This window comes from Microbispora sp. NPDC049125 (genome assembly GCF_040802045.1).
Lineage (GTDB): Bacteria > Actinomycetota > Actinomycetes > Streptosporangiales > Streptosporangiaceae > Microbispora.
On sequence record NZ_JBEZDW010000008.1, the window covers coordinates 23,038 to 48,810 of the forward strand.

27 protein-coding genes are annotated in these 25,773 nt (G+C 71.8%); 16 read left to right on the plus strand and 11 right to left on the minus strand.

The window, feature by feature from the left end; all coding sequences use genetic code 11:
* Positions 1-3: 3 nt before the first annotated feature.
* From AB0B72_RS12060 to AB0B72_RS12075, 4 genes are all read right to left on the minus strand, one after another.
* The gene (locus AB0B72_RS12060) at positions 4-1,269 is read right to left on the minus strand and encodes an RNA polymerase sigma factor (protein ID WP_367738637.1); all 1,266 of its coding nucleotides are present in this window, start codon (positions 1,267-1,269) and stop codon (positions 4-6) included.
* Positions 1,266-1,592, minus strand: a complete 327-nt coding sequence (locus AB0B72_RS12065) for a YciI family protein (protein WP_367738840.1) — start codon at positions 1,590-1,592, stop codon at positions 1,266-1,268. The genes AB0B72_RS12060 and AB0B72_RS12065 overlap by 4 nt, the downstream gene beginning before the upstream one ends.
* A gap of 5 nt (positions 1,593-1,597) precedes the next feature.
* Complete coding sequence (locus tag AB0B72_RS12070) at positions 1,598-2,491, minus strand: alpha/beta fold hydrolase (RefSeq protein WP_367738638.1); 894 nt, start codon at positions 2,489-2,491, stop codon at positions 1,598-1,600.
* Positions 2,492-2,742: 251 nt separating this feature from the next.
* Positions 2,743-3,069 carry a YciI family protein gene (locus tag AB0B72_RS12075; RefSeq protein ID WP_367738841.1) on the minus strand — a complete coding sequence of 109 codons (327 nt, stop codon included), beginning with the start codon at positions 3,067-3,069 and terminating at the stop codon, positions 2,743-2,745.
* A 312-nt stretch (positions 3,070-3,381) separates the two neighbouring features.
* On the opposite strand from AB0B72_RS12075, the gene AB0B72_RS12080 reads away from it, so the two are divergent.
* Positions 3,382-3,816: a cellulose binding domain-containing protein gene (locus AB0B72_RS12080; protein ID WP_367738639.1), complete on the plus strand. Its 435-nt coding sequence runs from the start codon at positions 3,382-3,384 to the stop codon at positions 3,814-3,816.
* Positions 3,817-3,874: 58 nt separating this feature from the next.
* On the opposite strand, the gene AB0B72_RS12085 is transcribed toward AB0B72_RS12080, so the two are convergent.
* The 7 genes from AB0B72_RS12085 to AB0B72_RS12115 all read right to left on the minus strand — a co-directional run bounded on the left by AB0B72_RS12085 (position 3,875) and on the right by AB0B72_RS12115 (position 12,724).
* Complete coding sequence (locus AB0B72_RS12085) at positions 3,875-5,206, minus strand: family 2B encapsulin nanocompartment shell protein (RefSeq protein ID WP_367738640.1); 1,332 nt, start codon at positions 5,204-5,206, stop codon at positions 3,875-3,877.
* A gap of 110 nt (positions 5,207-5,316) precedes the next feature.
* Positions 5,317-7,542 (minus strand): germacradienol/geosmin synthase, encoded by a 2,226-nt coding sequence (locus tag AB0B72_RS12090; RefSeq protein WP_367738641.1) that lies wholly within the window; start codon positions 7,540-7,542, stop codon positions 5,317-5,319.
* Positions 7,542-8,951 carry a family 2B encapsulin nanocompartment shell protein gene (locus AB0B72_RS12095; RefSeq protein WP_367738642.1) on the minus strand — a complete coding sequence of 470 codons (1,410 nt, stop codon included), beginning with the start codon at positions 8,949-8,951 and terminating at the stop codon, positions 7,542-7,544. Before AB0B72_RS12095 ends, AB0B72_RS12090 begins: the two co-directional genes overlap by 1 nt.
* Before the next feature lie 154 nt (positions 8,952-9,105).
* A complete protein-coding gene (locus AB0B72_RS12100) occupies positions 9,106-10,041 on the minus strand; it encodes a 4-hydroxy-3-methylbut-2-enyl diphosphate reductase (RefSeq protein ID WP_367738643.1) in 936 nt (311 codons plus the stop codon).
* 125 nt (positions 10,042-10,166) lie between these two features.
* Positions 10,167-11,243: a polyprenyl synthetase family protein gene (locus AB0B72_RS12105; protein WP_367738644.1), complete on the minus strand. Its 1,077-nt coding sequence runs from the start codon at positions 11,241-11,243 to the stop codon at positions 10,167-10,169.
* Between the two features lie 241 nt (positions 11,244-11,484).
* Complete coding sequence (locus AB0B72_RS12110) at positions 11,485-11,745, minus strand: hypothetical protein (protein ID WP_367738645.1); 261 nt, start codon at positions 11,743-11,745, stop codon at positions 11,485-11,487.
* Between the two features lie 187 nt (positions 11,746-11,932).
* Positions 11,933-12,724 (minus strand): BTAD domain-containing putative transcriptional regulator, encoded by a 792-nt coding sequence (locus AB0B72_RS12115; RefSeq protein ID WP_367738646.1) that lies wholly within the window; start codon positions 12,722-12,724, stop codon positions 11,933-11,935.
* Between the two features lie 456 nt (positions 12,725-13,180).
* On the opposite strand from AB0B72_RS12115, the gene AB0B72_RS12120 reads away from it, so the two are divergent.
* From AB0B72_RS12120 to AB0B72_RS12190, 15 genes are all read left to right on the plus strand, one after another.
* A complete protein-coding gene (locus tag AB0B72_RS12120; RefSeq protein ID WP_367738647.1) occupies positions 13,181-14,989 on the plus strand; it encodes a phage tail sheath family protein in 1,809 nt (602 codons plus the stop codon).
* 32 nt (positions 14,990-15,021) lie between these two features.
* Positions 15,022-15,549 carry a phage tail protein gene (locus AB0B72_RS12125; protein ID WP_367738648.1) on the plus strand — a complete coding sequence of 176 codons (528 nt, stop codon included), beginning with the start codon at positions 15,022-15,024 and terminating at the stop codon, positions 15,547-15,549.
* Between the two features lie 10 nt (positions 15,550-15,559).
* A complete protein-coding gene (locus AB0B72_RS12130) occupies positions 15,560-16,351 on the plus strand; it encodes a hypothetical protein (RefSeq protein WP_367738649.1) in 792 nt (263 codons plus the stop codon).
* 791 nt (positions 16,352-17,142) lie between these two features.
* Complete coding sequence (locus tag AB0B72_RS12135) at positions 17,143-17,724, plus strand: hypothetical protein (RefSeq protein ID WP_367738650.1); 582 nt, start codon at positions 17,143-17,145, stop codon at positions 17,722-17,724.
* Positions 17,725-17,800: 76 nt separating this feature from the next.
* Positions 17,801-18,499: a DUF4255 domain-containing protein gene (locus AB0B72_RS12140; protein ID WP_367738651.1), complete on the plus strand. Its 699-nt coding sequence runs from the start codon at positions 17,801-17,803 to the stop codon at positions 18,497-18,499.
* Between the two features lie 7 nt (positions 18,500-18,506).
* On the plus strand, positions 18,507-20,561 hold the full coding sequence (locus AB0B72_RS12145) for an ATP-binding protein (RefSeq protein ID WP_367738652.1): 2,055 nt from the start codon (positions 18,507-18,509) through the stop codon (positions 20,559-20,561).
* Positions 20,549-20,743, plus strand: coding sequence for a hypothetical protein (locus tag AB0B72_RS12150; protein WP_367738653.1), 195 nt, complete (start codon positions 20,549-20,551; stop codon positions 20,741-20,743). The genes AB0B72_RS12145 and AB0B72_RS12150 overlap by 13 nt, the downstream gene beginning before the upstream one ends.
* A gap of 134 nt (positions 20,744-20,877) precedes the next feature.
* Positions 20,878-21,957, plus strand: a complete 1,080-nt coding sequence (locus tag AB0B72_RS12155; RefSeq protein ID WP_367738654.1) for a hypothetical protein — start codon at positions 20,878-20,880, stop codon at positions 21,955-21,957.
* Positions 21,950-22,288, plus strand: coding sequence for a hypothetical protein (locus AB0B72_RS12160; protein ID WP_367738655.1), 339 nt, complete (start codon positions 21,950-21,952; stop codon positions 22,286-22,288). Before AB0B72_RS12155 ends, AB0B72_RS12160 begins: the two co-directional genes overlap by 8 nt.
* 91 nt (positions 22,289-22,379) lie before the next feature.
* Complete coding sequence (locus tag AB0B72_RS12165; protein WP_367738656.1) at positions 22,380-23,063, plus strand: hypothetical protein; 684 nt, start codon at positions 22,380-22,382, stop codon at positions 23,061-23,063.
* Complete coding sequence (locus tag AB0B72_RS12170; protein WP_367738657.1) at positions 23,060-23,368, plus strand: LysM domain-containing protein; 309 nt, start codon at positions 23,060-23,062, stop codon at positions 23,366-23,368. Before AB0B72_RS12165 ends, AB0B72_RS12170 begins: the two co-directional genes overlap by 4 nt.
* Positions 23,369-23,378: 10 nt before the next feature.
* The gene (locus AB0B72_RS12175) at positions 23,379-24,518 is read left to right on the plus strand and encodes a phage late control D family protein (RefSeq protein WP_367738658.1); all 1,140 of its coding nucleotides are present in this window, start codon (positions 23,379-23,381) and stop codon (positions 24,516-24,518) included.
* Between the two features lie 79 nt (positions 24,519-24,597).
* Complete coding sequence (locus AB0B72_RS12180) at positions 24,598-25,089, plus strand: phage baseplate assembly protein V (protein ID WP_367738659.1); 492 nt, start codon at positions 24,598-24,600, stop codon at positions 25,087-25,089.
* Entirely contained in the window at positions 25,089-25,409 is a 321-nt protein-coding gene (locus tag AB0B72_RS12185) for a hypothetical protein (protein ID WP_367738660.1), read from the plus strand. The genes AB0B72_RS12180 and AB0B72_RS12185 overlap by 1 nt, the downstream gene beginning before the upstream one ends.
* Before the next feature lie 2 nt (positions 25,410-25,411).
* The gene (locus AB0B72_RS12190) at positions 25,412-25,768 is read left to right on the plus strand and encodes a GPW/gp25 family protein (RefSeq protein ID WP_367738661.1); all 357 of its coding nucleotides are present in this window, start codon (positions 25,412-25,414) and stop codon (positions 25,766-25,768) included.
* Positions 25,769-25,773: the final 5 nt, after the last annotated feature.

Here is a 25,773-nt window from a genome sequence, read left to right on the forward strand (position 1 = left end):
GATTCACCCGGCTCCGGGAAGAGGATCGCCGGTGGTCTCCAGCAGCCGCCGCGTCAGATAACGGCGTTCCGGCTCGGTGGCCACCAGCTCCAAGGCCTCCCGGTAGGCGGCGGCCGCCTGGACCGGCCGCCCCATGCGGCGCAGCAGGTCGGCCCGGGTCGCCGCCAGCAGGTGGTAGCCCGCCAGGGTCCCCGAGGCCTCCAGCTCCTCCACCAGCCGCAGGCCCGCCTCCGGGCCCTCGGCCATGCCGACGGCGACCGCCCGGTTCAGCTCGATGATCGGGGACGGCGTCAGCAGGGCGAGCCGGCCGTACAGTGCGGCGATCTGCGCCCAGTCGGTGTCCTCGGCCGCGCGCGCGTCGACGTGGCAGGCCGCGATCGCCGCCTGGATCTGGTACGGCCCGGGCCTGCCGCGGCGGAGGGCTCCCTCCAGCACGGCCAGGCCCTCGTCGATCTCCTGCCGGTCCCACAGCGTACGGTCCTGGTGCTCCAGGGTCACCAGGTCACCGGCCGCGTCCACCCGGGTGGGACGCCGGGCGTCGTGCAGGAGGATCAAGGCCAGCAGCCCCTGCGCCTCCGCCTCGCCGGGCATCAGCCGGACCAGCAGCCGGGTCAGCCGCAACGCCTCGCCGCTGAGGCTCTGGCGCACCAGATCGGCCCCCGCCGAGGCGGAGTACCCCTCGTTGAACAGCAGGTACAGCACGCCCAGCACCGCCGTCAGCCGCTCGGGCAGCAGGTGCGCCGGGGGCACCCGGTAGGTGATGCCGGAGTCGCGGATCTTCCGTTTCGCCCGGACCAGCCGCTGGGACATGGTCGCCTCCGGCACGACGAACGCCCGGGCGATCTCGGCGGTGGTCAGCCCGGCGAGTACGCGCAGCGTCAGAGCGACCTGCGCCTCCCACGCGAGTGCCGGATGGCAGCAGGTGAAGATCAACCGCAGGCGGTCGTCCGGGAAATCGCCGTCACCGGCCTCGTCGTCGTCGCGCCCGCCGGGACGTGACAAGGCGGCCATCTCCCGTAGCTTGCTCGCGCCGACGGTCTCCCGCCGCAGCCGGTCGATCGCGCGGTTCCGGGCCGTCGTGGTCAGCCATGCCCCGGGCCGGTTGGGGATCCCGTCGGCCGGCCAGCGCTCCAGGGCCAGCGTGAAGGCGTCCTGCGCGCACTCCTCGGCGAGATCCCAGTCATCGGTCATCCGGATCAACGTGGCGACGACCTTGCCCCACTCCTCCCGGAACACCCGGGCCAGAGCGGCCTCGACCTGAGAGGTCACGGGTCCAGGATAGGGCGGATCTCGATCGTCCACCGCTGGGCGGCCGGATGCTTGCAGGCCACCTCGATCACCTCGTCGAGATCGGCGCACTCGACCACGGCGAAGCCGCCGATCTGGTCCTTGGTCTCCGCGAACGGGCCGTCCAGGATCAGCGGCCGGCCGTCGCGCACCTGCACCGTGGTCGCCGTGCTGCTGGGCCGCAGCCCGGCCCCGCCCCGCAGCACGCCACGCCGAGTCATCTCCCGCGTCCATCCATCACACCCCGGCAGCGCGGTGAGGTCGCCCGCCTCCACGCGGGACTCGTCACCACAGATCAGCAGCATGTACCTCACGCGCCGGCCTCGGGGACGGCCGTGTGGCGCAGGACCGCGGCGGTCACCGTCCGCCAGGCCACGGGAGTCGGCTCGTGGCCGACGCCTTCCAGCGGCAGCAGCTCGGCTCCGGGGATCTCCTTGGCCAAGGCCAGGGCGTTGCCGAACGGGAAGAACGGGTCCTCGGTCCCGTGGATCACCAGCGTCGGCGCGGTGATGTCGCCCAGCCGCTCCCGCCACCGCGGCCCGCTGTCGACGAACGACAGGTTGATCAGGTTGGACTTGATGCTGGTGGTCCGGTCGAAGGCCCGGCCGGCCAGCTCCCTGGCCGCCTGCTCGTCGAACTCCCCCAGGCTGCCGGCCAGCACCCGGTCCAGCCCGGTCAGGTGCTCGACCACCGATGCCCGATCGTCCCAGTCGGGCTCCCCCGACATGAAGTGGGCCATCACCCGGTCCTCGTGGTCGGGCAGATCGGGATCGGCCACTCCCGGCGCGGTCGGCCGGGACGAGATCAACGTCAGGGACGCCACCCGCTCGGGGTGATCCAGCGCCAGCAGCTGCCCGACCCAGCCGCCCACCGAGGCGGCCACCACGTGCACGGCCCTCGGCTCCGGCCCGGACGCCACGAGCTCGGCCAGGCAGGCCGCGTCGCCCACCAGATCGGCCAGGCCGTATCCCGGCGCCCCCGGCGGATACGACGTCGAGCCGCCCGCGTCCCGGGGGTCGAACCTCACCACGAAGCGCGACCCGCAGGCCAGCTCCGCGCACGTCTCGTCCGGCCATGCCAGCATCGACTTGCCGATCAGCAACACGACCGGATCGGAGGCGTGGCCGAACGTCTCCACTCCCAGCTCGACCCCGTTGACCTCCACCATCCGCACCCCTGAACCCGCCACGTCCCTGTCCTTCACACGCCGCTCCCTCACATCCGGCGGCCTGACCACCCGGCCGAGCCGCACACCGACGAACCTTCACCCCCACGACGAACGGCCCGGCCCCGGACAGACAGCCGGGCCTGGAGATTTTCCGACGGCCGGAGAAGGAGGTGGAGACCCGCGCGGGGTTTCAAGACCGCGAGGTCTTTTCGAGCGCCGCAGGCCCTTCGCGATAGCCGCAGGGCCGTTACGAAAGCTGCGGGACGTCTGAGTGGAAGCCCGGGGCGTCACGGCTCCATGATGGGGCGGACCTCGATCGTCCACTGCCTGGCGGCCGGGTGCTTGGCCGCCACCTCGATCGCCTCGTCCATGTCGGCGCACTCGACCAGGGCGAAGCCGCCGATCTGGTCCTTGGTCTCGGCGAACGGGCCGTCCAGGATCAGCGGCCGGCCGTCGCGGACCCGCACCGTGACCGCCGTGCTGCTGGGCTGCAGACCTGCCCCGCCCCGCAGCACGCCGCGGCGGGTCATCTCCTCGGCCCACCCTTCGCAGCCGGGCATCTCGGCGACGTCCGCCACGTCCAGGCCGGAGTCGTCACCGCAGATCATCAGCATGTATCTCACAGGTCCTCCTGGCGGGGATCAGACGACCGGCGGCCGGGCGGCTCACGCGCGGAGCGGACACCGACGAAATCCTGTCACAGCCCCGCCCGCACCGGCCCGCCGAACCGCTTCCTCAGGCGAAAGTTTCAGCCCTCCGCGGCGCGCCGTCCGTCCGCCGGCTTCGTTCGGACCAGGTCACGCGGGGATGCCGGCCCGGCTCACCGGCCGTAGCGGTCGTGGTTCGTTGACTGCCGGCGGCGTGCGGGCGACAGTGTGGCGTCGGTTCCGTGGCACGGCTGGCCCGTGCGGAGCGAGGAGTTCGCCATGGGCGCGTGGACAGGGGCGGGGACCGGGCGTGTGCGGTCGCCCCGGATGAGACCGGGCGTCGCGGCGGCCGCGCTCGCCGCCGCCGTGACACTCGTCGCGGGCCTTCCTGCCCCGGCCGGCGCCGCTTCGGGCGTCACCTGCACCTACCTGTTCACGTCGTGGCCCGGCGGATTCAGCGCCGATATCAGCATCACCAACAACGGGCCGACGATCAACGGCTGGACGGCCCGTTGGACGTTCCCCACCCCGGCCACGCTGGAAGCCGTTTGGAACGCGAAGATCGCCCAGGACGGACCGTACGCGATGACGGGCACCAACATGCCCTGGAACGCGGTCATCCCCACGGGGAGGGTGACGGCGTTCGGCTGGACCGCGAGAGCCCCCAGGGCGGATGTGCCGACCGAGATCACGGTCAACGGCGTCCCCTGCTGACCCGCCCCGCCGGCCCGGCGCCCCCGCCCGCGAGGCGGGCGGCGCCGGACCGGGGGCGTCAGTCCACCTCGACGTCCTCCAGGATGCCGAGTGCGTCGGGCACAAGCACGGCCGCCGAGTAGTACGCGGTCACCAGATAGGACATGATCGCCTTCTCGTCGATCCCGGTGAAGCGGACCGACAGGCCGGGCTCGTACTCGTCCGCCAGCCCGGTGCGGCGCAGGCCGACGACGCCCTGATCCTTCTCCCCGAGCCGCATCACCATGATCGAGGTGAGACCGCTCGCGCTGATCGGGATCTTGTCGCAGGGCAGGATCGGCACTCCCCGCCAGGCGATGACCTTCGCACCGCCGGCCTCGGCGATGTCGGGGTACACCCCTCGCCTGTTGCACTGCCGGCCGAAGGCGGCGATGGCGCGGGGGTGCGCCAGGAAGTAGTGGGAGCTGCGGCGCCGGCACAGCAGCTCGTCGAGGTCGTCGGGGGTGGGCGGGCCGGTGCGGGTGTGGATGCGCTGCTTGAGATCGGCGTTGTGCAGCAGCCCGAACTCGCGGTTGTTGACCAGCTCGTGCTCCTGCCGCTCCCGCAACGCCTCCACCGTCAGCCGCAACTGCTGCTCGGTCTGGTTCATCGGCTCGTTGTACAGATCCGCCACCCGCGTGTGCACCCGCAAAATCGTCTGCGCCACACTCAGCTCGTACTCACGCGGCGCGAGCTCGTAGTCCACGAACGTCCCCGGCAGCGCCACCTCCCCCTGATGCCCGGCCGCCAGCGCGATCTCCGCCTCGCCGTACCGGTTGGCGGGCCGTACGGGTGTGGGGGCGGCCAGGTGGTCGCGGAGGCTCACCGAACGCTCCACCATCTCCACCACGTCCGCGTGGGAGAGCACGAGGATGGTGCAGGAGGTGAGGGCTACTGCGGTCGTGCCGCCGGAGACGGGGAGGTCGCCCAGATGGTCGCCGCCGCCGAGGACCTGGAGCACCACCCGGCCGCCGTACGCTCCCGCACCCATCTTGGCGATCTTGCCGTGCGCGACGAGCACGACCTGGCCGCGCGGCACGGGCTGCCCCTCCCGCAGGTCGTGCTGGACGAACCTGGCCGCCAAGGCGTCGAGCACTGGCACGTCGCCGTACCCGCGCAGGGACGGCAGCTCGCGCAGCTCCGACGGGACCACACCGATCCGGGCGCCGGTGGAGACGAAGCTCACCCGGCCGTCGCCGGGGGTGAGGGTCAGCCGCCGGTTCACCCGGTAGACGCCGTTCACGTCGGTCCACGGCAGCACCCGCAGCAGGTGGCGGGGGGTGATCTCCCGCATCTGCGGCGCCGTCTTGGTCGTCGTCGCCAGCCTGCGGGCGGCCGCCGTGCTCAGGCTCAGCCGGGCGGCCGCGTCCACGGAGACGCCTCCGCCCGGCGGATCGGTGGATGGACCGGCCGGCGGATCCACGGGGGGACCGCCTGAGGGACCGCCTGAAAGACCGCCTCGGAGACCGGCGGGGGGACCGCTCACGCCGCACCCGCCGATCCGGCGTGGCCGCCCCAGGCATGGGCCAGGGAGATGATCCTGGCCGTGGCGGTGCCCAGCCCGGTGGGCCCCTGAGTCCACCGGGTCGCCGCCGGATGCGCCAGCTCGGAGTCGAGATAGCGCCTGGTTCTCTGGTGCCAGCGCACCACGGCGGCCATCCAGTCGCGCAGCTCGTCCACGTAGCCGGCCACGGACTCGCGGAGGGCGTCGCCGGCCTCGACCCTGTCGAGCAGGGTGGGCAGGTCGGCGGTGGAGATGTGCTCGAACTGCTTCATCCGGGAGGTCATCAGGGCGTCGACGACCGCGATCGCCTCGTCCGGGCCGCAGTCGAGGAACTTCTGCATGACCAGCACGCAGTTGTGCAGCTCCCCCTCGAACTGGATCTCCTTCCGGTAGGAGAACAGGTCGTTGACCATGCACGCGTAGTCCTGGGCCGCGTTGGTCATGCCGAGGAACTCACGGGTGCCGTGCAGCTCCGCGGGGATGCGCCGGCCCGGGGTGAGCCGGGCCAGGCTCATCGTCATGTCGGACCCGAAGGTCCTGCGGCGCATCTCGATGTAGTCGATCGGTTCGGGCACGCGGTTGCGCGCCAGGCCCGTCAGCTCCCACACCCAGCTGTCGATCATCTCCTCCACGGCGGTGCGGAACGCCCGCCGCGACTCCATGGGCATCGGCCCCGCCGTACGCGGCCACAGGTCGGCCAGGCCGCGCTCCACGCCGTTCAGCGGCACCGGAGCCGAGGTCAGATCCAGCGGCATGAACTCCTTGAGCCGCCGGTTCGACAGCTTCGCCCCGACGAGATCGCGGGCGGCGCCGAAGACCTGGGGATAGTAGTCGTCGCCGTAGGTCCCCCACGCCAGCCAGTTCGTCGCCAGGATCAGCGCGTCCGCCGGGGCGTCCGGGGCGATGCCGGAGGAGCACAGGGCGAGGTCGAGCCCGACGAGCTGCCGTTCGGACCACACGGCGGTCGCCGGGATGCCGGGGACGGCGTCGAAGAAGCCCATCGCGCCACACCACGCCACGTCCGCGGCTCTGGCCTCCTCCAGGTGCGGGTTGTCGCGCACCTGGAACGGCATGTACGGCTCCGGCAGCCGCACCGACACCTCGGCGTACGGGATGTGGGTGTGGTTGCGCAACCCGCCCGCCCCCGCGAGGTGGGCAGGGGAGACGTTCACCCCCGGCACCCCAGGCACCCTGGGCACCCCGGGTATCCCCGGCATCCCGGCGGAGCGGCCCGGCTTGGTGTACCGGCTGGACGCGGTGTGCCAGGCGTGGCCACCCGCCTGCCAGTCCTGCAGCCCCTTGACGTATCGCAGGATGTGCTCCTGCTCGGGAGGCGAGACGGCCTCGTCGGCGAACAGCTCCGGCAGCTCGGTGAGGGCGGTGTCCTCGAACTGGTGCAGCCGCGAGGTCAGCAGGTCGTTGGTGATCTCCACGGCCCGCCGCGTGTCAGAGCCGAAGAAACGCTCGGCGACCAGGACGCAGTTGGACAGCTCGCCCTCCTGCTCCACCTCGCGCTGGTAGGAGAAAAGGTCGTTGCGCAGGTGCACGGCGTCGGCGAACGACTCGGTCAGCACGCGGATCGGCCGGGTCCCCGCGACCCGGGCCGGCAGCTCGGCGCCCACGGCGTGCTCGACCAGGGCGGCCGACCACGGGGCCCCGCCGACCTTCCGGCGTTCCTCGATGTACTCGATCGGGTTGGAGACCGCGCCGCTCTCGATGTGGAACAGCTCCCACATCGACTCCTGGGTCAGGTCACGGGTGACCCGGACGAACCGGCTCCGCCAGGCCGGGGACATGGCGGGCACGGTCCGCGGCCAAAGGTCGGCCAGGCCGCGCTCCACCGGGTTGGCCGGCTCCGGCGGGTCGTCGGACATGAACGCGTCGAGCCGGTCCAGGTACTCCTGCGCGCCCTTGACGTCCCTGCTCCTTTTGAACGTCTCCAGGAAGTGGTCGTCGAAGAAGAACACCCATACGTACCAGTCGGTGATCAGATCCAGCTCGGGGGCCGGGCAGTCGGGATGGGTGTAGGCGCACATCAGCCCGTAGTCCATGGCCTCCAGCAGGTGCTCGTCCCAGATGTCCGGGTCGTCCAGCATGCCCATGTCGGCGGCCCATCCCCGGGTGTGCGCGCGGGCGGTTTCCAGGTGCGGGTTGAGCCGTGGCGGATGAGGCAGGTAGAAGTCCGGCAGCTCGTAGGCCGGCATCACATGACCTCGACGCTCTCGAGGATGCCGAGGGCGTCGGGCACCAGGACGGCCGCCGAGTGGTAGGCGGTCACCAGGTAGGAGATGATCGCCTTGTCGTCGATCCCCATGAAGCGGACCGACAGACCGGGCTCGTACTCGTCGACGAGCCCGGTGCGGCGCAGGCCGATGACGCCCTGGTTCTTCTCCCCGAGCCGCATCACCATGATCGAGGTGAGGCCGTTTCCGCTGATCGGGATCTTGTTGCAGGGCAGGATCGGCACTCCCCGCCACGCGGGCGCCTTCTGGCCGCCCGCGTCGATGCTCTGCGGGTAGATGCCGCGGCTGTTGCACTGGCGCGCGAAGGCCGCGATCGCCTTGGGATGGGCGAACAGGACGGCCGGGTCCTTCCAGACGGTGGCGAGCAGGTCGTCGAGGTCGTCGGGGGTGGGCGGGCCGGTGCGGGTGTGGATGCGCTGCTTGAGATCGGCGTTGTGCAGCAGCCCGAAGTCGCGGTTGTTGACCAACTCGTGCTCCTGCCGCTCCCGCAACGCCTCCACCGTCAGCCGCAACTGCTGCTCGGTCTGGTTCATCGGCTCGTTGTACAGATCCGCCACCCGCGTGTGCACCCGCAAAATCGTCTGCGCCACACTCAGCTCGTACTCACGCGGCGCGAGCTCGTAGTCCACGAACGTCCCCGGCAGCGCCACCTCCCCCTGATGCCCGGCCGCCAGCGCGATCTCCGCCTCGCCGTAAGCGTTCTGCGCCCCGCCGGGATCGGCCCGGTGGCCCTCGATGTGCGAGCGCAGGCTCTCCGACTGGGCGGTGACCCGTTCGAACGCCTCCCTGGGCAGGGCGAGCACCGTGCAGGCGGTGGTCGCCTTGACGGTGTGATCCCACCGCGCGTCCGCGGCGACCAGCGCCTGCTCGCCGAAGTAGTCGCCGTCGGCGAGCATCCCCACCAGGGCCTGGTGGCCGTACGCCCCCTCGCCGAGCTTGTCGACCTTGCCGTGGGCGAGCAGGATGACCTCGTCCACGGGGGCCCCCGCCTCCACGATCACCTGGCCGGCCTCGTACTCCCGCTGGATGAACAGGTCGGCCAGGACCGCCAGCACGTCGGCGTCGTCGTACCCGCGCAGGGCGGGCAGCTCGCACAGCTCGGCGGAGATGACCCGGACCCTGGCCCCGGTGGAGACGAAGGTCACCCGGCCGTCGGCCATCTGGTAGGTCAGCCGCCGGTTCACCCGGTAGGCGCCGCCCACAGCCTCGACCCACGGCAGGACGCGCAGCAGATGCCGGGAGGTGATCTCCTGCATCTGCGGCTGGGTCTTGGTCGTCGTGGCCAGGTTCCGCGCGGCCCGGGTCCCCAGGCTGAGCCGGTTCTCGTACGAGTCGTTGGAGAGCGTGGATTCGGACGTGGATTCGGACATGGCAAATACCCCCATCTGTCTTGGCCAACGGTTGGCGGGAACTGGTCGCGCTCGATCGCGTTCGGTCGCGCGCGGTCGTGGAGGGGAGGTCTTCGGGAAGCTCGGAGCGGAGCGGGGAGGAAGGCTTCAGGGAAGCTCTCTCACGGAAGCTTTCTCACGGAAGCTCTGAACGGAGCTCGGCGGGGAGGGAGAAGGTGAAGGTCTCCCGGGTCAGGGTGACCGGCCGGACGTCGGCGAAGCCGCGCTCGGCCAGCCGTTCCAGGAGCCCCGTGACCAGATGCTCGGGGACGGACGCGCCGGAGCTGACGCCGACGGTCTCCACGCCGTCCAGCCAGTCCTCCTCGAGGTCGCCGACGTGGTCCACCAAGTGGCCGGCCGGCGCTCCCGCCGCGAGGGCGACCTCCACCAGGCGCCGGGAGTTGGAGGAGTTGGCCGAGCCGACGACGAGGACCAGGTCGCACTCGGCCGCGATGGCGGCCAGGGCCTCCTGCCTGTTCTGGCTGGCGTAGCAGATGTCCTCACTCGGCGGGTCGACCAGACCGGGGAAGCGCTCGCGGAGGCGGGAGACCGCCGCCATGGTCTCCCCCACCGACAGCGTGGTCTGGGAGAGCCAGCCGACCGGCCGGTCAGCGGGAAGCCGCAGGTCGTCAGGGGTGACGGGATCGACCACGTGAGTGCGGCCGGGGGCCTCTCCCCTGGTGCCCTCGACCTCCTCGTGGTCGGCGTGACCGATGAGGACGATCTCGTAGCCCGCCTCGGCGAACCGTACGGCCTCCTTGTGGACCTTGGTCACCAGTGGGCAGGTGGCGTCGATGGTGCGGAGGCCGCGCCGTTCCGCGTGCTCCTTGACGGCGGGGGACACGCCGTGCGCGGAGAAGATGACCAGAGCGCCGTCCGGCACCTCGTCGAGCTCCTCGACGAAGACCGCGCCCCGGCGGGTGAGGTCGTCGACCACGAACGTGTTGTGCACGATCTGCTTGCGCACGTAGATCGGGGGGCCGTGACGCCGCAGCGCCTCCTCGACCGTGCGGACGGCGCGTTCGACGCCGGCACAGTAGCCACGGGGAGCAGCGAGCAGGACACGTCTCATCGTCGCCTTTCTCAAGGACCGGTGTCCGAAGACCGGGTGAACAGCAGGACCGGTGGCCGCAGGGCCTGGCAGGTCATTCGGAAGTAGCGGTTGCCGCGGGGCCGGGTTGACCGGAAGGCAGGCTGCTACAGGACCCGATGGGTCAGCCGGCCGGCCAGCAACGTCAACGCCTCGGACGCTTGCGAGGGGATCGCGCAGTCCCGCAGCGCGGCCAGAGCCTGATCGACCCGCAGGTCGATCAGCGACTCGACGTGGGCGAGCGCTCCGGTCTCCACGATCACCTGTCGCAGCTCGGCGGCGTGCCGCTCGTCCAGCCCGGGGTCGCCGTGCCACGCCCGAAGCCGTTCCCTTTGCGGGCCCCGGGCCCTGGCGAACGCCTGCGCGATCAACACGGTCTGCTTTCCCTCCCGCAGGTCGTCGGTCACCGGCTTGCCGGTCACCGAGGGGTCGCCGAAGACTCCGAGGATGTCGTCGCGCAGCTGGAACGCCTCTCCCAGGGGAAGGCCGAACCGGGAGTACGCCTCCAGCAGCGCGGGATCGGCCCCGGCGAGCGCTCCCCCGATCTGCAGCGGGCGCTCCACCGTGTACTTGGCCGTCTTGTAGCGGACCACCGTGAGAGCCCGCTCGGAGCCGCCGTCGTCGCAAGCGCGCGCCAAGATGTCGAGGTACTGCCCGCAGATGACCTCGGAGCGCATCTGGTCGAACAGCCTCCACGCGGCGCGCATGCCCGGCCCGTCCGATCCGGCGACGCTCAGCAGCTCGTCCGCCCATGCCTGCGCCAGCGCGCCCAGCAGGATCGCCGCGGACTGGCCGAAGGCCTGCCCGACCGGCCGATCCTCCTGGCGGGCGAGGCTCCGGTGGATCGTGGGGCGTCCCCGGCGCAGCTCGCTGCCGTCCATGACGTCGTCGTGGACGAGGAGACCGGCGTGATAGAGCTCCAGCGCCGCGCCGACGGTGATCACCGGTTCCTCCGGCCCCACGTCCCCGCCCGCACCGCGCCATCCCCAGTAGCACAAGGTGGGCCGGATCCTCTTGCCGCCGCCGACCACGAACTCCCGGAGCAGCCGATACCCCTCGGCCACCTCCCGGTCGGCGACGGGTGCCGGGTGCGCGTCCAGGAACGCGGCCAGCCGATCGTCGACCTCCCGTCGTACCCGATCGATGATCTTGATGATCGGCGTCTCGACAACCTCCGCCGTCATGGGCCTCCTCACAGGCGATCCGTTCGACATACGGAAAGTTACTCAACCATCACCGAAAGTTGAATACCCAATTCGATAATCGATCGCTTTCGTTTCGCGCGAGGATAATCCCCTAAGGCAGGAATAGTGGTGAGTTGTAACCCACTTTGGGACGCCGATTTCATTTTTTACGGGCAATCGGTGGCATGTGAGCTATTTGTCGGCTTTAGCCGAATATGCGGGCCACGGCGAGCGCTGAACGTCAGCGGAGTCCCGTGGAGGGATCCTCCGCGTCGACCGCCCGCAGTCGAGCGGCGATCGCGAGGAACTCGGGCGACGCGTCCCCGCCGGGGTCGATCGGGCTCGGTGGGCCGAAGGCCGCTACGACCGCGCTACGGCGCACATCCTGCCCGTCGAACCGTTCATGGACGTGAGACAGCGCACCGCTCCACTCGCTTCCGTCGAGCTCCCGGCCCACCTGGGGCAGCCCAGCCGGGAACCGCTCGGCGTAGACCGAGGTCACCTCTTCCGTGCACGTCCGGTCACGTCGGAACACCGCGGCGAACGGCCCCGAAAGACTATCTCCCGACCCTTGAGGATCACTTCCCTGCGGCCGTTCGAGCAGCGATCCGCCTTCCCGGGCAGCCACGGATTACTGCAGGTCCAGCCCCAACCACGCCCTTCAGCTATTCGCACGACGTGAGAACGCATCAGCACTGAGAGGCGGAGCCCACGCCGTGGCCAAGCGAGGGCTGCCGGGACGGCTGCCCCGCGGCACGTCCGGACGGCGGTCCGAAGACAAGCCCGGCCAGGTCCGGGGAGGGCTCCACGCCGAGCTGGCCGAGGAGCAGCTCCCTGAACCGCTCGTACTCCCAGAGCGCCTCGGCGAAATTGCCCTCCGCCAGATGGATCAGCATCACCATGCGATGCGCACTCTCCCGCAGCGGCTCGTGGCGTACGGCTTCGAAGGCCGCGTCGAGGGCGGACGCGTATTGACCGCGAGCGCACAGCTGACCCGCCGTCGCCTCCAGGGAGTGCAGGCGCAGCTGGCGGAGCCGTTCACGCTCGAAGATCACCCAGTCCTCGTACCATCCCGGCAGCAACTCTCCCAATCTCAGGTCGGGGAGGGACAGGTCCGCCTCCCGGGCGCCGCGGAGCGCCGCGACGGCCCGCTGGCCGAACTCGGTGACGTCCACGGTGACGAAACCGGCCAGGGCGAGCTTGCCCCGCTCCATGAGGACCAGGCCGGGAGCCGCCTGGTTGACCCGCCACATCGTCGTACGGAGGCTGCCGAGCGCCCGGCTCTCGGTGGTGTCCCCCCAGAGGGTCCCGGCGACGACCGCCCGTACGGCGGGCCCCTGCAGACTCAGATAGGCCAGCAGGCGCTGCGCCCCCGCCGACGGCTCGATCCAGGCGCCGTCGAGTTCCAGACGGAAACCGTCGAACAGCTCAAGCCGGCCTCTTCGGATCGTTCCAGCGGGCGGAGCGATGGTCAGCGACATGATTTCCCCAGAATATGAGCACTGTTCACACAATTGCATTTACTGCATTCCCGACCGCGTAGCGCCTATTGCGGTTAATACACCCATAAATGCGACATGCACGTACATAGAGGGCGTCGCGCATCAGGTGATCTCTGCTACCACATAGGTGACTGAGGGGGATTCTTGCCCTCCGGTTCGAGAAGATCAAGCCTCGTCTGCGGGGGTATCCGATCGAATACGCACTGTTTCCCGACATCCCCTGGCGCGTTCGCGGGCGGGTTCAGGGCCTCCTTCACGGCGCGCTCTGGGAGCGCTCCCCCGGACCGCGCCGATCTTCCATCCGCTGGACGGAGGTGGTGACGGATCGGTGACGACCCCGTGACGGGAGCGCCATACCGTTACCCGGCGGCGGGGCTGAGAGGGGCTGTCCGGACCTCCCGGCACCGCTTCGGCCGACAGACCAGAGGGGCGCCCATGTCCATCAGCACTCCCTATCCCGGCGTCTACGTCAACGAGATCCCGAGCGGGGTGCGGACGGTCACCGGCGTCGCCACGTCGATCACCGCGTTCCTCGGCAGGACCAGGCGCGGGCCGGTGAACGAACCCGTCGTCGTCAACGGGTTCGCCGACTACGAGCGGACCTTCGGCGGGCTCTGGCAGGACAGCACGGTCAGCTTCGCCGTCCGCGACTTCTTCGCCAACGGAGGCGGCCAGGCCGTCGTCGTACGCCTCATCTCCGGGGCGGACGCGGGCACCGGCCGGTTCGGCGCCCTGCCGGTCGCCGCCGACAAGGTGGAGGCGGCGAAGAAGTCGAGCGCGGCGGCGGAGGAGGCGAGGAAGAAGGCCGAGGCCGACGCGAAGAGCGCCAAGAAGAAGGCCGACGACGCCGCGGCGACGGCGGCGGACGTTCCCGCCGAACCGGCCGAGGCCAAGGCGAAGGCCGACGCCGACGCGAAGAGCGCCAAAGACAAGGCGGACGACGCGCAGGCGAAGGCGGACGCCGCGGCGGACGCGGCGGTGCGGGAGGCCGCGAAGGCCGCGGCGGAGACGGCCGGCCTCATCCTGGAGGCCGTCGAGGCGGGATCATGGTCCGACTCCCTCACGATCTCCGTCGATCACCTGGTGCCGGCGGATCCTGATCTGGTCAAGCGGCTCGGCGTGGCCGACGGCGACCTGTTCAACCTCACCGTCACCGACGGGGCCAACGGTGCGCAGGAGACCTTCCACAACGTCCACGTGAACGCCGGCGCCCGGAGGGTGGACTCGGTGCTCGCCGCCGAGTCACGGCTGGTGCGGGTGGCCGCCCTGTCCGCCTCCCGGCCGCTGGCGACCACGAGCCCGGTCACCGTGGCGACGCACGGCGGGGACGGAGCACCACTCCGCTTCGCGGACTACGCCGGCCAGGGCCTGTCGGCGGCCCATAAGGGGCTCTGGGCGCTGGACACCGTCGACCAGTTCAACCTCCTGTGCCTCCCCCCGGCCACCGTCGACGGCGACACCCCGGCCGAGGTCTACCAGGCGGCGCTGAAGTACTGCTACGACCGCCGCGCCATGCTCATCGTCGACCCTCCCGCCACCATGACCGTGGCCACGGCGGCGCGCGACCTCCAGAATCTCGGGCTCACCGGAGAGCAGGCGCGCAACGCCATCCTGTACTACCCGAGAGTCAGGCAGGCCGACCCGACCGCGGAGGGACGGCCCGCGACGTTCCCCGCGTGCGGCGTCGCCGCCGGTGTGATCGCACGTACCGACGCCACACGAGGGGTGTGGAAGGCGCCGGCCGGCCTCGACGCCTCCCTCTCCGGGGTGGCGGACCTCGCGGTCAACCTCACCGACCAGGAGAACGGGCTGCTCAACCAGATCGGCGTCAACTGCCTGCGCACGTTCCCCGTCGCGGGACGCGTCATCTGGGGGGCGCGCACGTTGCGCGGAGCCGACCGGCTGGGCGACGAGTACAAGTACGCCCCCGTACGCCGGCTCGCGCTGCACATCGAGGAAAGCCTCTTCCGCGGAACGCAGTGGGTGGTGTTCGAGCCCAACGACGAGCCGCTCTGGGCACAGATCCGCCTCAACGTGGGAGCGTTCATGCAGAACCTGTTCCGGCAGGGCGCCTTCCAGGGCACCACCCCGCGGGACGCGTACTTCGTCAAGTGCGACCGGGAGACCACCACGGTGAACGACGTGAACAGCGGCCGTGTCAACGTCCACGTCGGCTTCGCCCCCGTACGCCCGGCCGAGTTCGTGGTCCTCCAGATCCAGCAGATCGCCCAGGCACTGGCTTAGGCCGGCCACAACACGGACCCGAGGAGCGGACAATGGCCCAGTTCAGCGTGAACGCGCAGCGGTTCGACCCCTACCTGAACTTCAAGTTCCGTGTGCGGTGGGACGGTCGCTACGTCGCGGGAGTCAGCAAGGTCGGCGCGCTCAACCGCACCACCGAGGTGGTCTCCCACCGGGACGGCGGGGACCCGAGCAGCAGCAGGAAGTCCCCGGGCAGGACAGAGTACGCGGCCATCACCTTGGAACGGGGCGTCACCCACGACATCGCGTTCGAGCAGTGGGCCAACAAGATCTACAGCCATGGAGCCGGGCTCGGGGCGCAGCTTTCGCTGTCCGACTTCCGCAAGGACATCGTCATCGAGGTCTACAACGAGGCCGGCCAGCTCGCCATCGCCTACAACGTGTTCCGCTGCTGGGTGTCGGAGTTCCAGGCGCTGCCCGAGCTCGACGCGAACGCCAACGCGGTCGCGATCCAGCACATCAAGCTGGAGAACGAGGGCTGGGAGCGCGACCTCCAGGTGGCCGAGCCGTCCGAGCCGTCCTTCACCCAGCCGAACGGCTGAGGGAGGCCGGGTGGGCGCGCGCGGCGACGGCCTCGCCTGGACTCTGGCGGCATGGGAACGGGGGCTGCACGAGTCGCCGGTCGACCGCGCCGTGACGCTGCTCACGGCCGTGACGGGGATCTCCCGCGAGGAGGCCGAGTCGGCGGACGTCGGCAGCCGCGACTCGGTCCTGTCGGCGACGCTGACCCGGATGGCGGACGGCGTCGTCCGGTCCTGCGTGCGGTGCGCGGGGTGCGGCGAGCGGCTCGACGTCCCCCTGGATCCAGCCGCGCTCCCCCGTACGGCGTGGCGGACGCCCGGCGAGACGCTCCACGTCGAGGTGGCCGGCACGCGGGTGGCGTTCCGCCTTCCGGACAGCCGGGACCTGCGGATGCTGGGGATGCTCGGGGGGAACGACGCGGCGGCCGGTCGGATGCTGCTGCTGTCCCGCTGCCTCGGCGTCGAGCACATCGAGGACATCGATGGAACGGCGGGCGTCGCCGGGATCGGTGCCGTCACCCAGACCGAAGGCATCACCGAGGAGGTGGCCGCCGCGGTGGAGGCCGCAATGGAGGACGCCGCCCCCTCAGGCGCGCCGACCGTCCGGATCGGCTGCCCGGCCTGCCCGGCGACGACAGTCGCCGCTCTGGACGTCTCGGCGCTGCTGTGGGCGGAAGTGAGTGCGTCGGCGCTGGCGCTCCTGCGCGACGTGCACGCCCTCGCCCGGGCCTACGGCTGGACGGAGCCCGAAGTGCTCGCCCTGAGCCCGGCACGCCGGGCCGCGTACCTGGAGATGGCGTACCCGGAGATGGCATACGGATGAGCGGATTCCTCACCTGCTTGGCGGAGCGCACCCTCGGCCTCGTTCCCGTACTGGAGGCTCCGCCGAGGTCACGGTTCGAGCCGTCCGGGGGTGCCACGCCCGGACCGGGTGCAGGCGAGACGTCCTGGCCCGGCCACGCGTCCCCGGAAGCCTCCGCCGGTTCGAATGTCCCGCCCGCTTCGGGGTTGCCGCCCGCTTCGGAGGTCTCGGCCGGTTCAGAGGTCTGGGGCGCTTCGAATGTCACTGGCGCTTCGGATATCGCGGGCGGACCTCTTGTGGAGGCATGGCACGGCCAACGGGAGCCGGCGCGGCGGAGAGCCCGGCCGGCACCCGGTGCGGGCGCCACCGCATCGGCGACCATCCCGTTGGCGACCACCGCATCAGCGATCACCGCATCGGCGGCACCGCACCCCCAGCTGGAGGCCGCCCCCTCCGCTCCCCTTCAGGGTGCCGGTCCTCCCCCAGGCGCCGGTTCGCTCAGCGCCGGTTCGCTCATGGATCCCCGTTCGCTCATGGATCCCGGTCCTGCCGCGGAAGCCGTACGCGTGCGGCCCTCAAAAGCGGAGCCGCCTCTTGCCGCGCGACGGGAACGCGGCGGGGCGGGAACGGCGTCGGACCTGCCGGTGGACCCGCCCCGCATGCCCGGTTCCGCGCCCACGGGCTCCGGCATCACCGGCCCTGGTCCGGTCCGCTCCGTTCACGGGCCCGTAGAACCGGTCGGGCACTCTGAGCCGCAGATCGGGCGAGATGAGGCCCGTTCGGAGCCGGCGACCGGGATCCCCGCCGCCCCGGTGAGCGTCCCGGGCCCTTCCCAGCCGCTGGTCCGGTCGCCCGCCCCGGACACTGTCCGGCAATCCGGGTCCGCCGCGCAGGCGCCCGAGCCCGCCGTACGGACGGCGGCGGTACGCGAGACCCTTGGTCCGGCCACCCCGTCCGCACGGGTGGCGGGCCCGGATCCGGGCGGCACGAGCGAGGAGCCCTCGGTCGCCACAACGCCGGACACCACGCGGCCGGGCACCATGACGCCGCGGCCCCAGGCCTCCGTTCCGGCGGCCGTTCCTCAGGGGATCCGGCCGCCGGGCACCCCTCTCACCGGCTCGGGCGACCACCTCTCCAGCCCCGCCGCGGCCGGGCCGATGTTCTCCACTGGACCGTCCGCCCGGACCGCCGTCGGCGGCGTCCTCCCCCCGCCCATCCAGGTGGAGGCCGGTCCGCGCGTCGTCGTCAACATCGGACGGGTGGAGGTCCGCGTCCGCGCCCAGGCCGTGCCCTCGAAGGCGTCCGGGGAGGCGCGTGGAACGCCGGCCGAGCGGGGCACCCGGCCCATGTCGCTCGGCGACTATCTCTCGCGCCGTGAGGAGAAGGGCCGGTGACCGGACGGCTCCAACGGCCTCCGCGAGACCGCTCACCCCGCGTCCGCAGCGCGGTCCGGCACCGGCGGGAGGACACGTGAGCAACCATCTGGCCGTGGCGATGGTGACCTCGGCGCTGGGCCGTACGCTCAGCGAGGCGATGGCGGCCGGACCGGCCGGAGGGGTGCAGAACGCCAGGGTCACCACCCAGCGGCCGCAGACGCTCGCCGCCACGGACACGGACGCCGGCGGGGTGAACGTCTTCCTCTACCGGGTGGTCGCCAACGGCGCCCGGAGCGCCGCCGAGCTCCCTGCCCGGCGCGGTGACGGCGTTCTGGTCAACCGGCCGCGCCAGGCCCTCGACCTGCACTACCTGCTCACCTTCTACGGCAACGAGCCGGCGCTCGAACCGCAGCGCCTGCTGGGTCTCGCCGTGAGCACGCTCACCCTCCGCCCGGTCCTCGGCCGTGAGGTGATCGGCCAGGCGGTGCGGCAGGCCGTCGAGGACGATCCAGCCGCGTGGCAGCAGTACGCCGACCTGGCCGACCAGCTCGACGCGGTCCGCCTGACCCTGCTGCCGCTGAACCTGGAGGAGCTGACGAAGCTGTGGTCGATGTTCTCCCACACCCCCTACCGGCTGTCGGTGGCGTACCAGGCGGTGTCCGTACTGCTGGACGGCCCGGGGACCCCGATGCCGCCCGCACGGGAGGTGAGTGACCGGATGATCACGGTGTCCCCCTCCGCCGGGCCACCTGCCGCTCCGGCGGCCGTCCACGGCCGCGCCGTGGAACGGTGAGCGGCCCGTGACGCCGGCGGGACAGGCCGACGGTGCCCGCGACACTTCAGGAGACCCCGGCGAGGCGGCCGGGGGGCCGTCCGGCGAGTGGCAGCAGGCGAACCAGAGGTATCTGGTGGCCGCGCTCGACGTCCTCGGTCACCTGCTGGCCGGCACGCCGGACGAGCCCGGTCCGGCCGTTGACGACGCGGGGCTTGAGCGCGCCATCCGCCGAAGGGACGAGGCGCGCGGCGCGATGCCCGCCCCGCCCGCGCTGGAGGCGATCGCCGACGGCCTCGACATGTCGGCCTTCGAGCGGGACGTGCTGCTCATGTGCGCGGGCGTCGAACTCGACTCGGCCTTCGCCCGCATCTGCGCCGGGGCGCAGGGCGACCCCGCCCGCGCGTACGCGACGTTCGGTCTCGGCCTGGCGAGACTGCCGGGAGCGCACTGGAGCGCGATCGGCCCGGCGGGACCGCTGCGCCGCTGGCATCTCGTGCGCCTCACCGAGCCCGATGTGCCCACGACCAGCCCGCTCCGCGTGGACGAGCGGATCCTGCACGCCCTCGCCGGGATCTCCTACCTCGATCCCCGGATCGAGCCGCTCACTGAGCCTTTGACGGGGGCCCTCAGCGGGCCGCGGCGGCTGCCGCCCGCCCTCAGGACGGCGGCACGGGAGGTGGCGGACCGCTGGTCGGGCCGACTGGCTCCGGCGGAGAGGGTCCTGCTGCACGGACGGCGGCGGGGCGACCTCAGATCGGCCGCCGCCGCGGCCTGCGTGGAGCTCGGCATGCGTCCGGTGTGCCTGCGGGCGTCGTCGCTTCCGCAGGACCCGGCCGAGAGGGACCTGCTGGCGCGGCTGTGCGAGCGGGAGACGGTGCTGGACGGCGTCGCCTGGGTCATCGACGCCGAGGACACCGATCCCAGCGCTGGGCGGCTCGCCCTCGACATGGCCGGGCGGATCGAGGCGCCCGTGGTGGTGACCGCGGGGGAGCCGATGTCCGCCTACGGCGGCATCCGGCCGGCCCATGTCGAGGTGGGGGACGACGGGACGGCCGACCTCAGGACCGCGTGGCGGGACGCGCTCGGACCGGCGGCGACGGCGCTGTCCGGCTGGGTCGACCGGGCCGCCGGCCAGTTCGCACTCGATCTCGACACCGTCCGTGCCGTGGCCGGCGCGCTGCCCCCGATCGGGGACGAGGGGGAAACGGACCCGGACGTCGCGGGCGCCGCGCTGTGGGACGCCTGCAGGCGGTGGTCCCGTACGGGCCTGGACGGCCTGGCCGAACGCATCACGCCGCGGGCCCGATGGGAGGACCTCGTGCTGCCCGCCACCCACATGGACGTCCTGAAGCAGATCGTCGCGCACGTACGCCACCGGCACACCGTCATCTCGGACTGGGGGTTCGGCGCCCGCACCGGCCGGGGCCTCGGCGCCGCCGCCCTGTTCGCCGGGCCGAGCGGCACCGGCAAGACTCTCGCCGCGGAGGTCGTGGCCGGCGCCCTGCGCCTGGACCTGTACCGCGTCGACCTGAGCCAGGTGGTGAGCAAGTACATCGGCGAGACCGAGAAGAACCTGCGCCGTGTCTTCGACGCCGCCGAGGCGGGCGGCGCGGTGCTGCTGTTCGACGAGGCCGACGCGCTGTTCGGCAGACGCAGCGAGGTCAAGGACAGCCACGACCGGTACGCCAACATCGAGGTTGGCTACCTGCTGCAACGCGTCGAGGCGTACCGGGGGGTCGCGATCCTCACCACCAACCTCAAGGACACCCTTGATCCGGCGTTCCTGCGCCGGCTGCGGTTCGTCGTCCAGTTCCCGTTCCCCGACGCCGAGGCGCGGACACGGATCTGGCGGCGGTCCTTCCCCGAGGCGGCACCCACCGAGGGGCTGGACCTACCTGCCCTGGCCCGCCTGTCCGTCTCGGGCGGGACGATCCGCAATATCGCGCTGTCCGCCGCCTTCCTCGCCGCCGACGAGGGCGAGCCGGTGCGGATGGCCCATCTGCTCGCCGCCACGCGGACCGAGTACACCAAGCTCGAACGCCCCCTGACCGGAACGGAGGTGGCCGGATGGACGAGCTGACCATCCAGATCCCCGCACTCGTGGTGGAGCTGGACCCTGCCGAGGCTGAAGCGGTGGCGGCAGGCCGGCTCGACGCCCTCCGCGGGGCCGTCGTGTCGGCCCTGCGCGATCACCCCGCCGTCGCCCGGTTCCTCCCGCCCCTGGCGGGGCCCGTCGCGTCCCGGACGGGCCGGTCACTCTGATGCCCTCCCTCACTACCTTCGGCAAGCGGCCGGTGATCGTCCGCTCCGGAGGGCGCACCCGTACCGGGGGCTCCCCTCGGAAGATCTTTCCCAGAGGCTCACAGGCCGGCGGCCCTCGCCACGGTGTGGGGAGCGTGAAGATCGATGTGAAGCGTGGCGGAGGACCGCCCGCGTCATTCCGGTCCCCGTCGTTCCAGTCACTGCGGCCGGTCCAGCCGATCGGCCGCGGCCTGGCTTCGACGCCGCAGGCGGGCGGCCCTCAGGCCCGCCCCTTCCCCGCTGGTGTCGGGGCCCTCGCCAGGAACGCGATCGCGGCGAACACACGGTGGAACGTGACCGGGCTGGCGCCGCCGGCCGATGGCAGGCGGTGGGCGAGCGGATCGTCGACCGGCACCGGCCTGTTCGAGGCTCGGCGGCTCGCCGCGTTCCAGGCGGGGATCATCGACGAGGACGGCCGGCCGACGGTCACCACAAACGAGTCCGGCGAGCCGGTGCGGAGCTGGCCGCACGACGACACCGGTTACGCCATCACGAAGAAGGACCTAGATGTCATCGGCCTGACCGAGGGCCAGGTGGATCTGTGGCGGCGGTTCAAAGCCCCGCTCGGGATGACCGAGAAGGACTACGAGGAGTTCACCAGCACGCTGAAGGACGCTCTGGCCAAGGACGGCCTGGAGGTGGGGGAAGTGGACATCCGCCTCCAGGGCTCCTCGGCGCACTTCTTCTCCGGACGGCACAAGAACTTCCCGACCAGGGAGACCCTCTCCGGCCCGCCCGAGGCGAAGGCCAGATTGGAGTCCTGGGTGGGTGAAAGGCCACCGTCGGAGTGGCCGGCCCGCATCCCGTTCGACGGGAAGTACAAGATCACCGGTAACCCGGAGGACCTCAGCGACTACGACGTCCAGCTCAGCTCCGGCGCCATGATCGGCAGAGCCAAGGAGAGATGGGACAAGACTTCCGGCCAGACGCGCGGGCACAAGGAATTCATCAACCCCAAATACAACTTCGCGGACAAGAGAACCGTCAGCGAGGAGTTCGGGGCGCTCACGCGCTGGGCGGAGACGTGGCGGGAGAGGATCGGCCGGGAGGTGAGCGTGGCACTGTTCACGGGGACCGGGCCTCCCGACACCTCAGGTGTGGGCACGGGCATCAGCACGCACTTCCGGCCGAGCGACTGGATCATCAAGAAGGCGGGAGAGGATCGGGATGCGTGAGCAGCTCGGAATCAGGATGCGCGGCAGGCTCGGTGACGGGCTGGCGGCCTTTCGCGAGCGGCTGAGCCTGTCGGCGCGGGGCCGCCTCGGCGACGACTGGGACGAGGAGTTCGGGCGCCGGGAGCTACGCCCTCCTGAGCAGGGGCTCGCGACGCTAACCCTGTGGCGCCACGACGACGAGGAATGGGTGATCGTGCTCGCCCACGACGGCGACCCGCTGCCTCAGGAGCAGGCGGACGAGCTGCGGCGCCGCATCCTGGACGCCGCCGCCCAGGCCGGCGTGACCGTCACCGCCCAGTCGCCGCCGGACGCCGGGCATTCGGGGTGGTGACGACCCGCCGGCGGTGACGTGACGGTGACGCCGGAGTGACGGGGCTGGTCCACCATCCCCGTATGGCGATGAACGACGGCGGCGCACGCACATGACCGGTGGCGCCGGTTCTGTCCGCACCTCGCGCGGCGCGCTGGTCGGGGTGGACCAGGGTGATCCACTCGGCCGCCTGGTGGTCTTCCAGTACAACCCGGACGAGATGACCCGCCGGCTGCGCGCCCGCGCGGTCGAGGGCGACGGCGGCTACGGCGGCGCCCGAGACGAGGCCCTCCGGCTCACCGGGGCGCCCATAGAGACCATCTCGCTCGGCGTCGAGCTCGACGCGGCCGACGCGACCGGGCCGGAGCAGCTGACGGGGCCGGCGGCCGGCGTCTACCCCCAGCTGTCCGCGCTCGAGCTGCTCCTGTATCCGAAGAGCTCGTCAGTCGTCTCCGGCAGCGCGCTGGCGCTGCTCGGCATGGTCGAGATGGTGCCGCCCCAGGCCCCGCTCACCCTGCTTGTATGGGGATCCCGGCGGGTGCTGCCGGTCCGGCTGACCTCCTTCTCCGTCACCGAGCAGGCCTACGACGCCGGGCTCGATCCGCTCCGCGCCCGGGTGGAGCTGGAGCTTCGGGTGCTGTCCTACAGCGACCTGCCGCCCACCAGCCTCGGGCACCATCTCTTCCTCGCCCACCAGGTGGGCAAGGAGGCTCTGGCCCGGCTGGGAGGCGCGGCGGGGGCGGCACGCTCCGGGCTCGGCCTCGCCGGGACCGCACTGGCGGGGGGGCCGTGGTGACCGACCCCGCACGCAGGTACGCCGGCGCCGAGGTAGCCACGGTGACCATGCCGGACGGCGCGGGCGGCGTACGGGAGGTCCGTTACCTGCGGCGCAGGTTCCTCCCCGCACCGGACGACCTCCAGACCCTCGCCGAGCACACGGTCACCCGCGGCGACCGGCCCGACCTGGTCACCGCCGCCTATCTCGGCGATCCCACGCAGTTCTGGCGGGTGTGCGACGCGAACCTGGTCGTCCATCCCGGCGAGCTGACCGCCGACGACCGGATCGGAAGCCGGATCCGCATCCCGATCCCCCGGCCGTGAGGGAGCGAGAGTGAATCCGCAGAGCACGAACCTCACCGTGCTCCTCGGCGCCGGCGTCCCCGTACCGGCGCCGCCGCGGCTCGTGGAGAGCATCCAGCGGGTCCAGGTGACCATGTCCGAGTCCACCAGGTCGGCATTCCAGCTCGTCCTCACCGACGGCCGCTCCGGCCCCGGCGGCCTCACCGACTTCCCCCTGCTGACGGAGGGGTCACTGCGGCCGTTCAACCGCGTGGTCCTGATCGTCACATTCCGCGGCGTGCCGGCGGTCCTCATGGACGGCGTGATCACCCACCAGGAGCTGACGCCCGGATCCGCGCCGGGCTCGGCCACCATCACCGTCACCGGTGAGGACGTCAGCGTGATGATGGACCTCGAAGAGCGGTCGGCCGCCTTCCCCGCGCAGGACGAGGCGGCCATCGCCACCCGGATCATCCTCGGGTACGCCCGCTACGGCCTCGTCCCGATGGTCGTCCCGCCGCCCGTGACCGACGTACCGCTGCCGATCGAACGCATACCGGTGCAGGACGACACCGACCTCGGCCATCTCACGGCCATGGCCAGGCGCTTCGGATACGTGTTCTTCGTCGTTCCGGGGCCGGCGCCCCTGTCCAACGTCGCCTACTGGGGGCCGCCGATGCGCAGCGGAGTGCCCGCCGCGGCGCTGTCGGCCGGCCCGGGGCCGGAGCGCAACGTCGAGGACCTCACCTTCCGGCACGACGCGCTGGCCCCCTTCCAGGTCTCCGGCCAAGTCCAGGACCGGCTCACCGACGCCGTGGTCCCGGTCCGTAGCGTGCCCGATGTCCGGCCGCCGCTGGCCGCCGCCCCCGACGGCTCGCCCGCCTCGCCGTACGTCCGGAAAGTCCTGTACCGGGGCACCGGGGTGAGCGCGGCGCAGGCACTCGCGAAGGCGCGGGGCGCCGCCGAGTCCTCCCGGGACTCGCTCGTCGTCACCGGAAGCGTCGACACCCTGCGGTACGGCGGGGTCCTCAGGGCCCGGGGCCTCATCGGCCTGCGCGGCGCGGGCTGGCAGCACGACGGCCTCTACCACGTCAAGCAGGTCACCCACACGCTCACCCGCGGCGGGTACACGCAGGACTTCACCCTGACCCGCGAGGGCGTCGGCTCCACCACCTCGGTGGTGCGGCCGTGAACACGGCGGAGCGCTCCGGGCGCCAGCCGGCGGGCGGGGGCACGAACACGGAGCACGACGATGCGAGCGAGGAGGCACCGTGCCGTTCTTCGGCAAGTACCGCGGCAAGGTGACCGGCGACACCGACCCGATGCAGCAGGCGCGGCTGGAGGTGACCTGCCCGGCCGTCCTCGGTGACATCCGCGTCTGGGCGATGCCCAGCGTCCCGTACGCCGGGCCGGGCGTCGGCCTGTTCGCCGTCCCGCCCGTGGGGGCCGACGTGTGGGTCGAGTTCGAGGGCGGCGACCCCGACCACCCGATCTGGAGCGGCTGCTTCTGGGCGAAGGGCCAGGTGCCTGCCGTACCGGCGGTCCCGGCCACGAAGATGCTCAAGACCGGCGGTGTGACGCTGACCATCAGCGACGTGCCCGGATCGGGAGGGGTGACCCTGGAGGTCGCGCCGCCGCTGGTGCCCGCGCCGCTGACCGTCAAGCTGTCGGCGGCCGGGATCGAGCTGTCCAACGGCAACGCCAGCGTCGTGCTCAGCGCGGTGTCGGTGTCGCTGAACAAGGGCGCGCTGGAGGTGCTGTGATGCCGGGACACCTGCTCCACCTCGGTGCGGCGGTGAGCTGCGCGCACGGCGGCCAGGCCCTGCCCACCCGGCCGGAGCCGCGGGTCCTGGTGGGTGGGCAGCCGGTGACGACCGCCGCCGCCCCCTACAGCGTCATCGGCTGCTCCTTCACGCCGCCCCAGGGCAACGGGCCCTGTGTCACCGGGCAGTGGCCGGTGAGCGCCGTACGGGTGCGGGCGGGCGGGGCCTTCGTGCTGCTGTCCGACAGCCGGGGGCAGTGCGTCCCGACCGGCACCCCGCTGACGGTCCTCGCCACCCAGGTCCGGGTGAAGGGAACCTGACCGTGCACATCGACTTCCCGTTCCGGATCGACGCCCACGGCCGGACCACCGAGGCGGACGACGACGAGTACGCCCGCGCTCTGATCGAGCAGGTCCTGTTCACCGCCCCCGGCGAGCGGGTCAACCGGCCCACGTTCGGCAGCGGGATCCACCAGCTGGTGTTCGAGCCTGCCGGGAGCGAGCTGGCCGACGCGACCCGGCTCCTGGTGCACGCCGCGCTGCAGCAGTGGCTGCCGGGGACGGTCGAGGTGCAGGACGTCGAGGTCGCCGTGCGGGACTCCACGCTCACCGTGGCCGTGCGCTACCTCACCCGGCGCGCGGCGCGGCCGGTCACCTCCGTCTTCACCCGGGCGATCTGAGGGGT

Coding starts and splice junctions, on each gene's coding strand:
- AB0B72_RS12100 (WP_367738643.1), bottom strand. CDS start 10,041: ATGAGACGTGTCCTGCTCGCTGCTCCCCGTGGCTACTGTGCCGGCGTC.
- AB0B72_RS12160 (WP_367738655.1), top strand. CDS start 21,950: ATGCGTGAGCAGCTCGGAATCAGGATGCGCGGCAGGCTCGGTGACGGG.
- AB0B72_RS12125 (WP_367738648.1), top strand. CDS start 15,022: ATGGCCCAGTTCAGCGTGAACGCGCAGCGGTTCGACCCCTACCTGAAC.
- AB0B72_RS12090 (WP_367738641.1), bottom strand. CDS start 7,542: ATGCCGGCCTACGAGCTGCCGGACTTCTACCTGCCTCATCCGCCACGG.
- AB0B72_RS12165 (WP_367738656.1), top strand. CDS start 22,380: ATGACCGGTGGCGCCGGTTCTGTCCGCACCTCGCGCGGCGCGCTGGTC.
- AB0B72_RS12075 (WP_367738841.1), bottom strand. CDS start 3,069: ATGCTGATGATCTGCGGTGACGACTCCGGCCTGGACGTGGCGGACGTC.
- AB0B72_RS12115 (WP_367738646.1), bottom strand. CDS start 12,724: ATGTCGCTGACCATCGCTCCGCCCGCTGGAACGATCCGAAGAGGCCGG.
- AB0B72_RS12105 (WP_367738644.1), bottom strand. CDS start 11,243: ATGACGGCGGAGGTTGTCGAGACGCCGATCATCAAGATCATCGATCGG.
- AB0B72_RS12080 (WP_367738639.1), top strand. CDS start 3,382: ATGGGCGCGTGGACAGGGGCGGGGACCGGGCGTGTGCGGTCGCCCCGG.
- AB0B72_RS12150 (WP_367738653.1), top strand. CDS start 20,549: ATGGACGAGCTGACCATCCAGATCCCCGCACTCGTGGTGGAGCTGGAC.
- AB0B72_RS12185 (WP_367738660.1), top strand. CDS start 25,089: ATGCCGGGACACCTGCTCCACCTCGGTGCGGCGGTGAGCTGCGCGCAC.
- AB0B72_RS12065 (WP_367738840.1), bottom strand. CDS start 1,592: ATGCTGCTGATCTGTGGTGACGAGTCCCGCGTGGAGGCGGGCGACCTC.
- AB0B72_RS12120 (WP_367738647.1), top strand. CDS start 13,181: ATGTCCATCAGCACTCCCTATCCCGGCGTCTACGTCAACGAGATCCCG.
- AB0B72_RS12095 (WP_367738642.1), bottom strand. CDS start 8,951: ATGTCCGAATCCACGTCCGAATCCACGCTCTCCAACGACTCGTACGAG.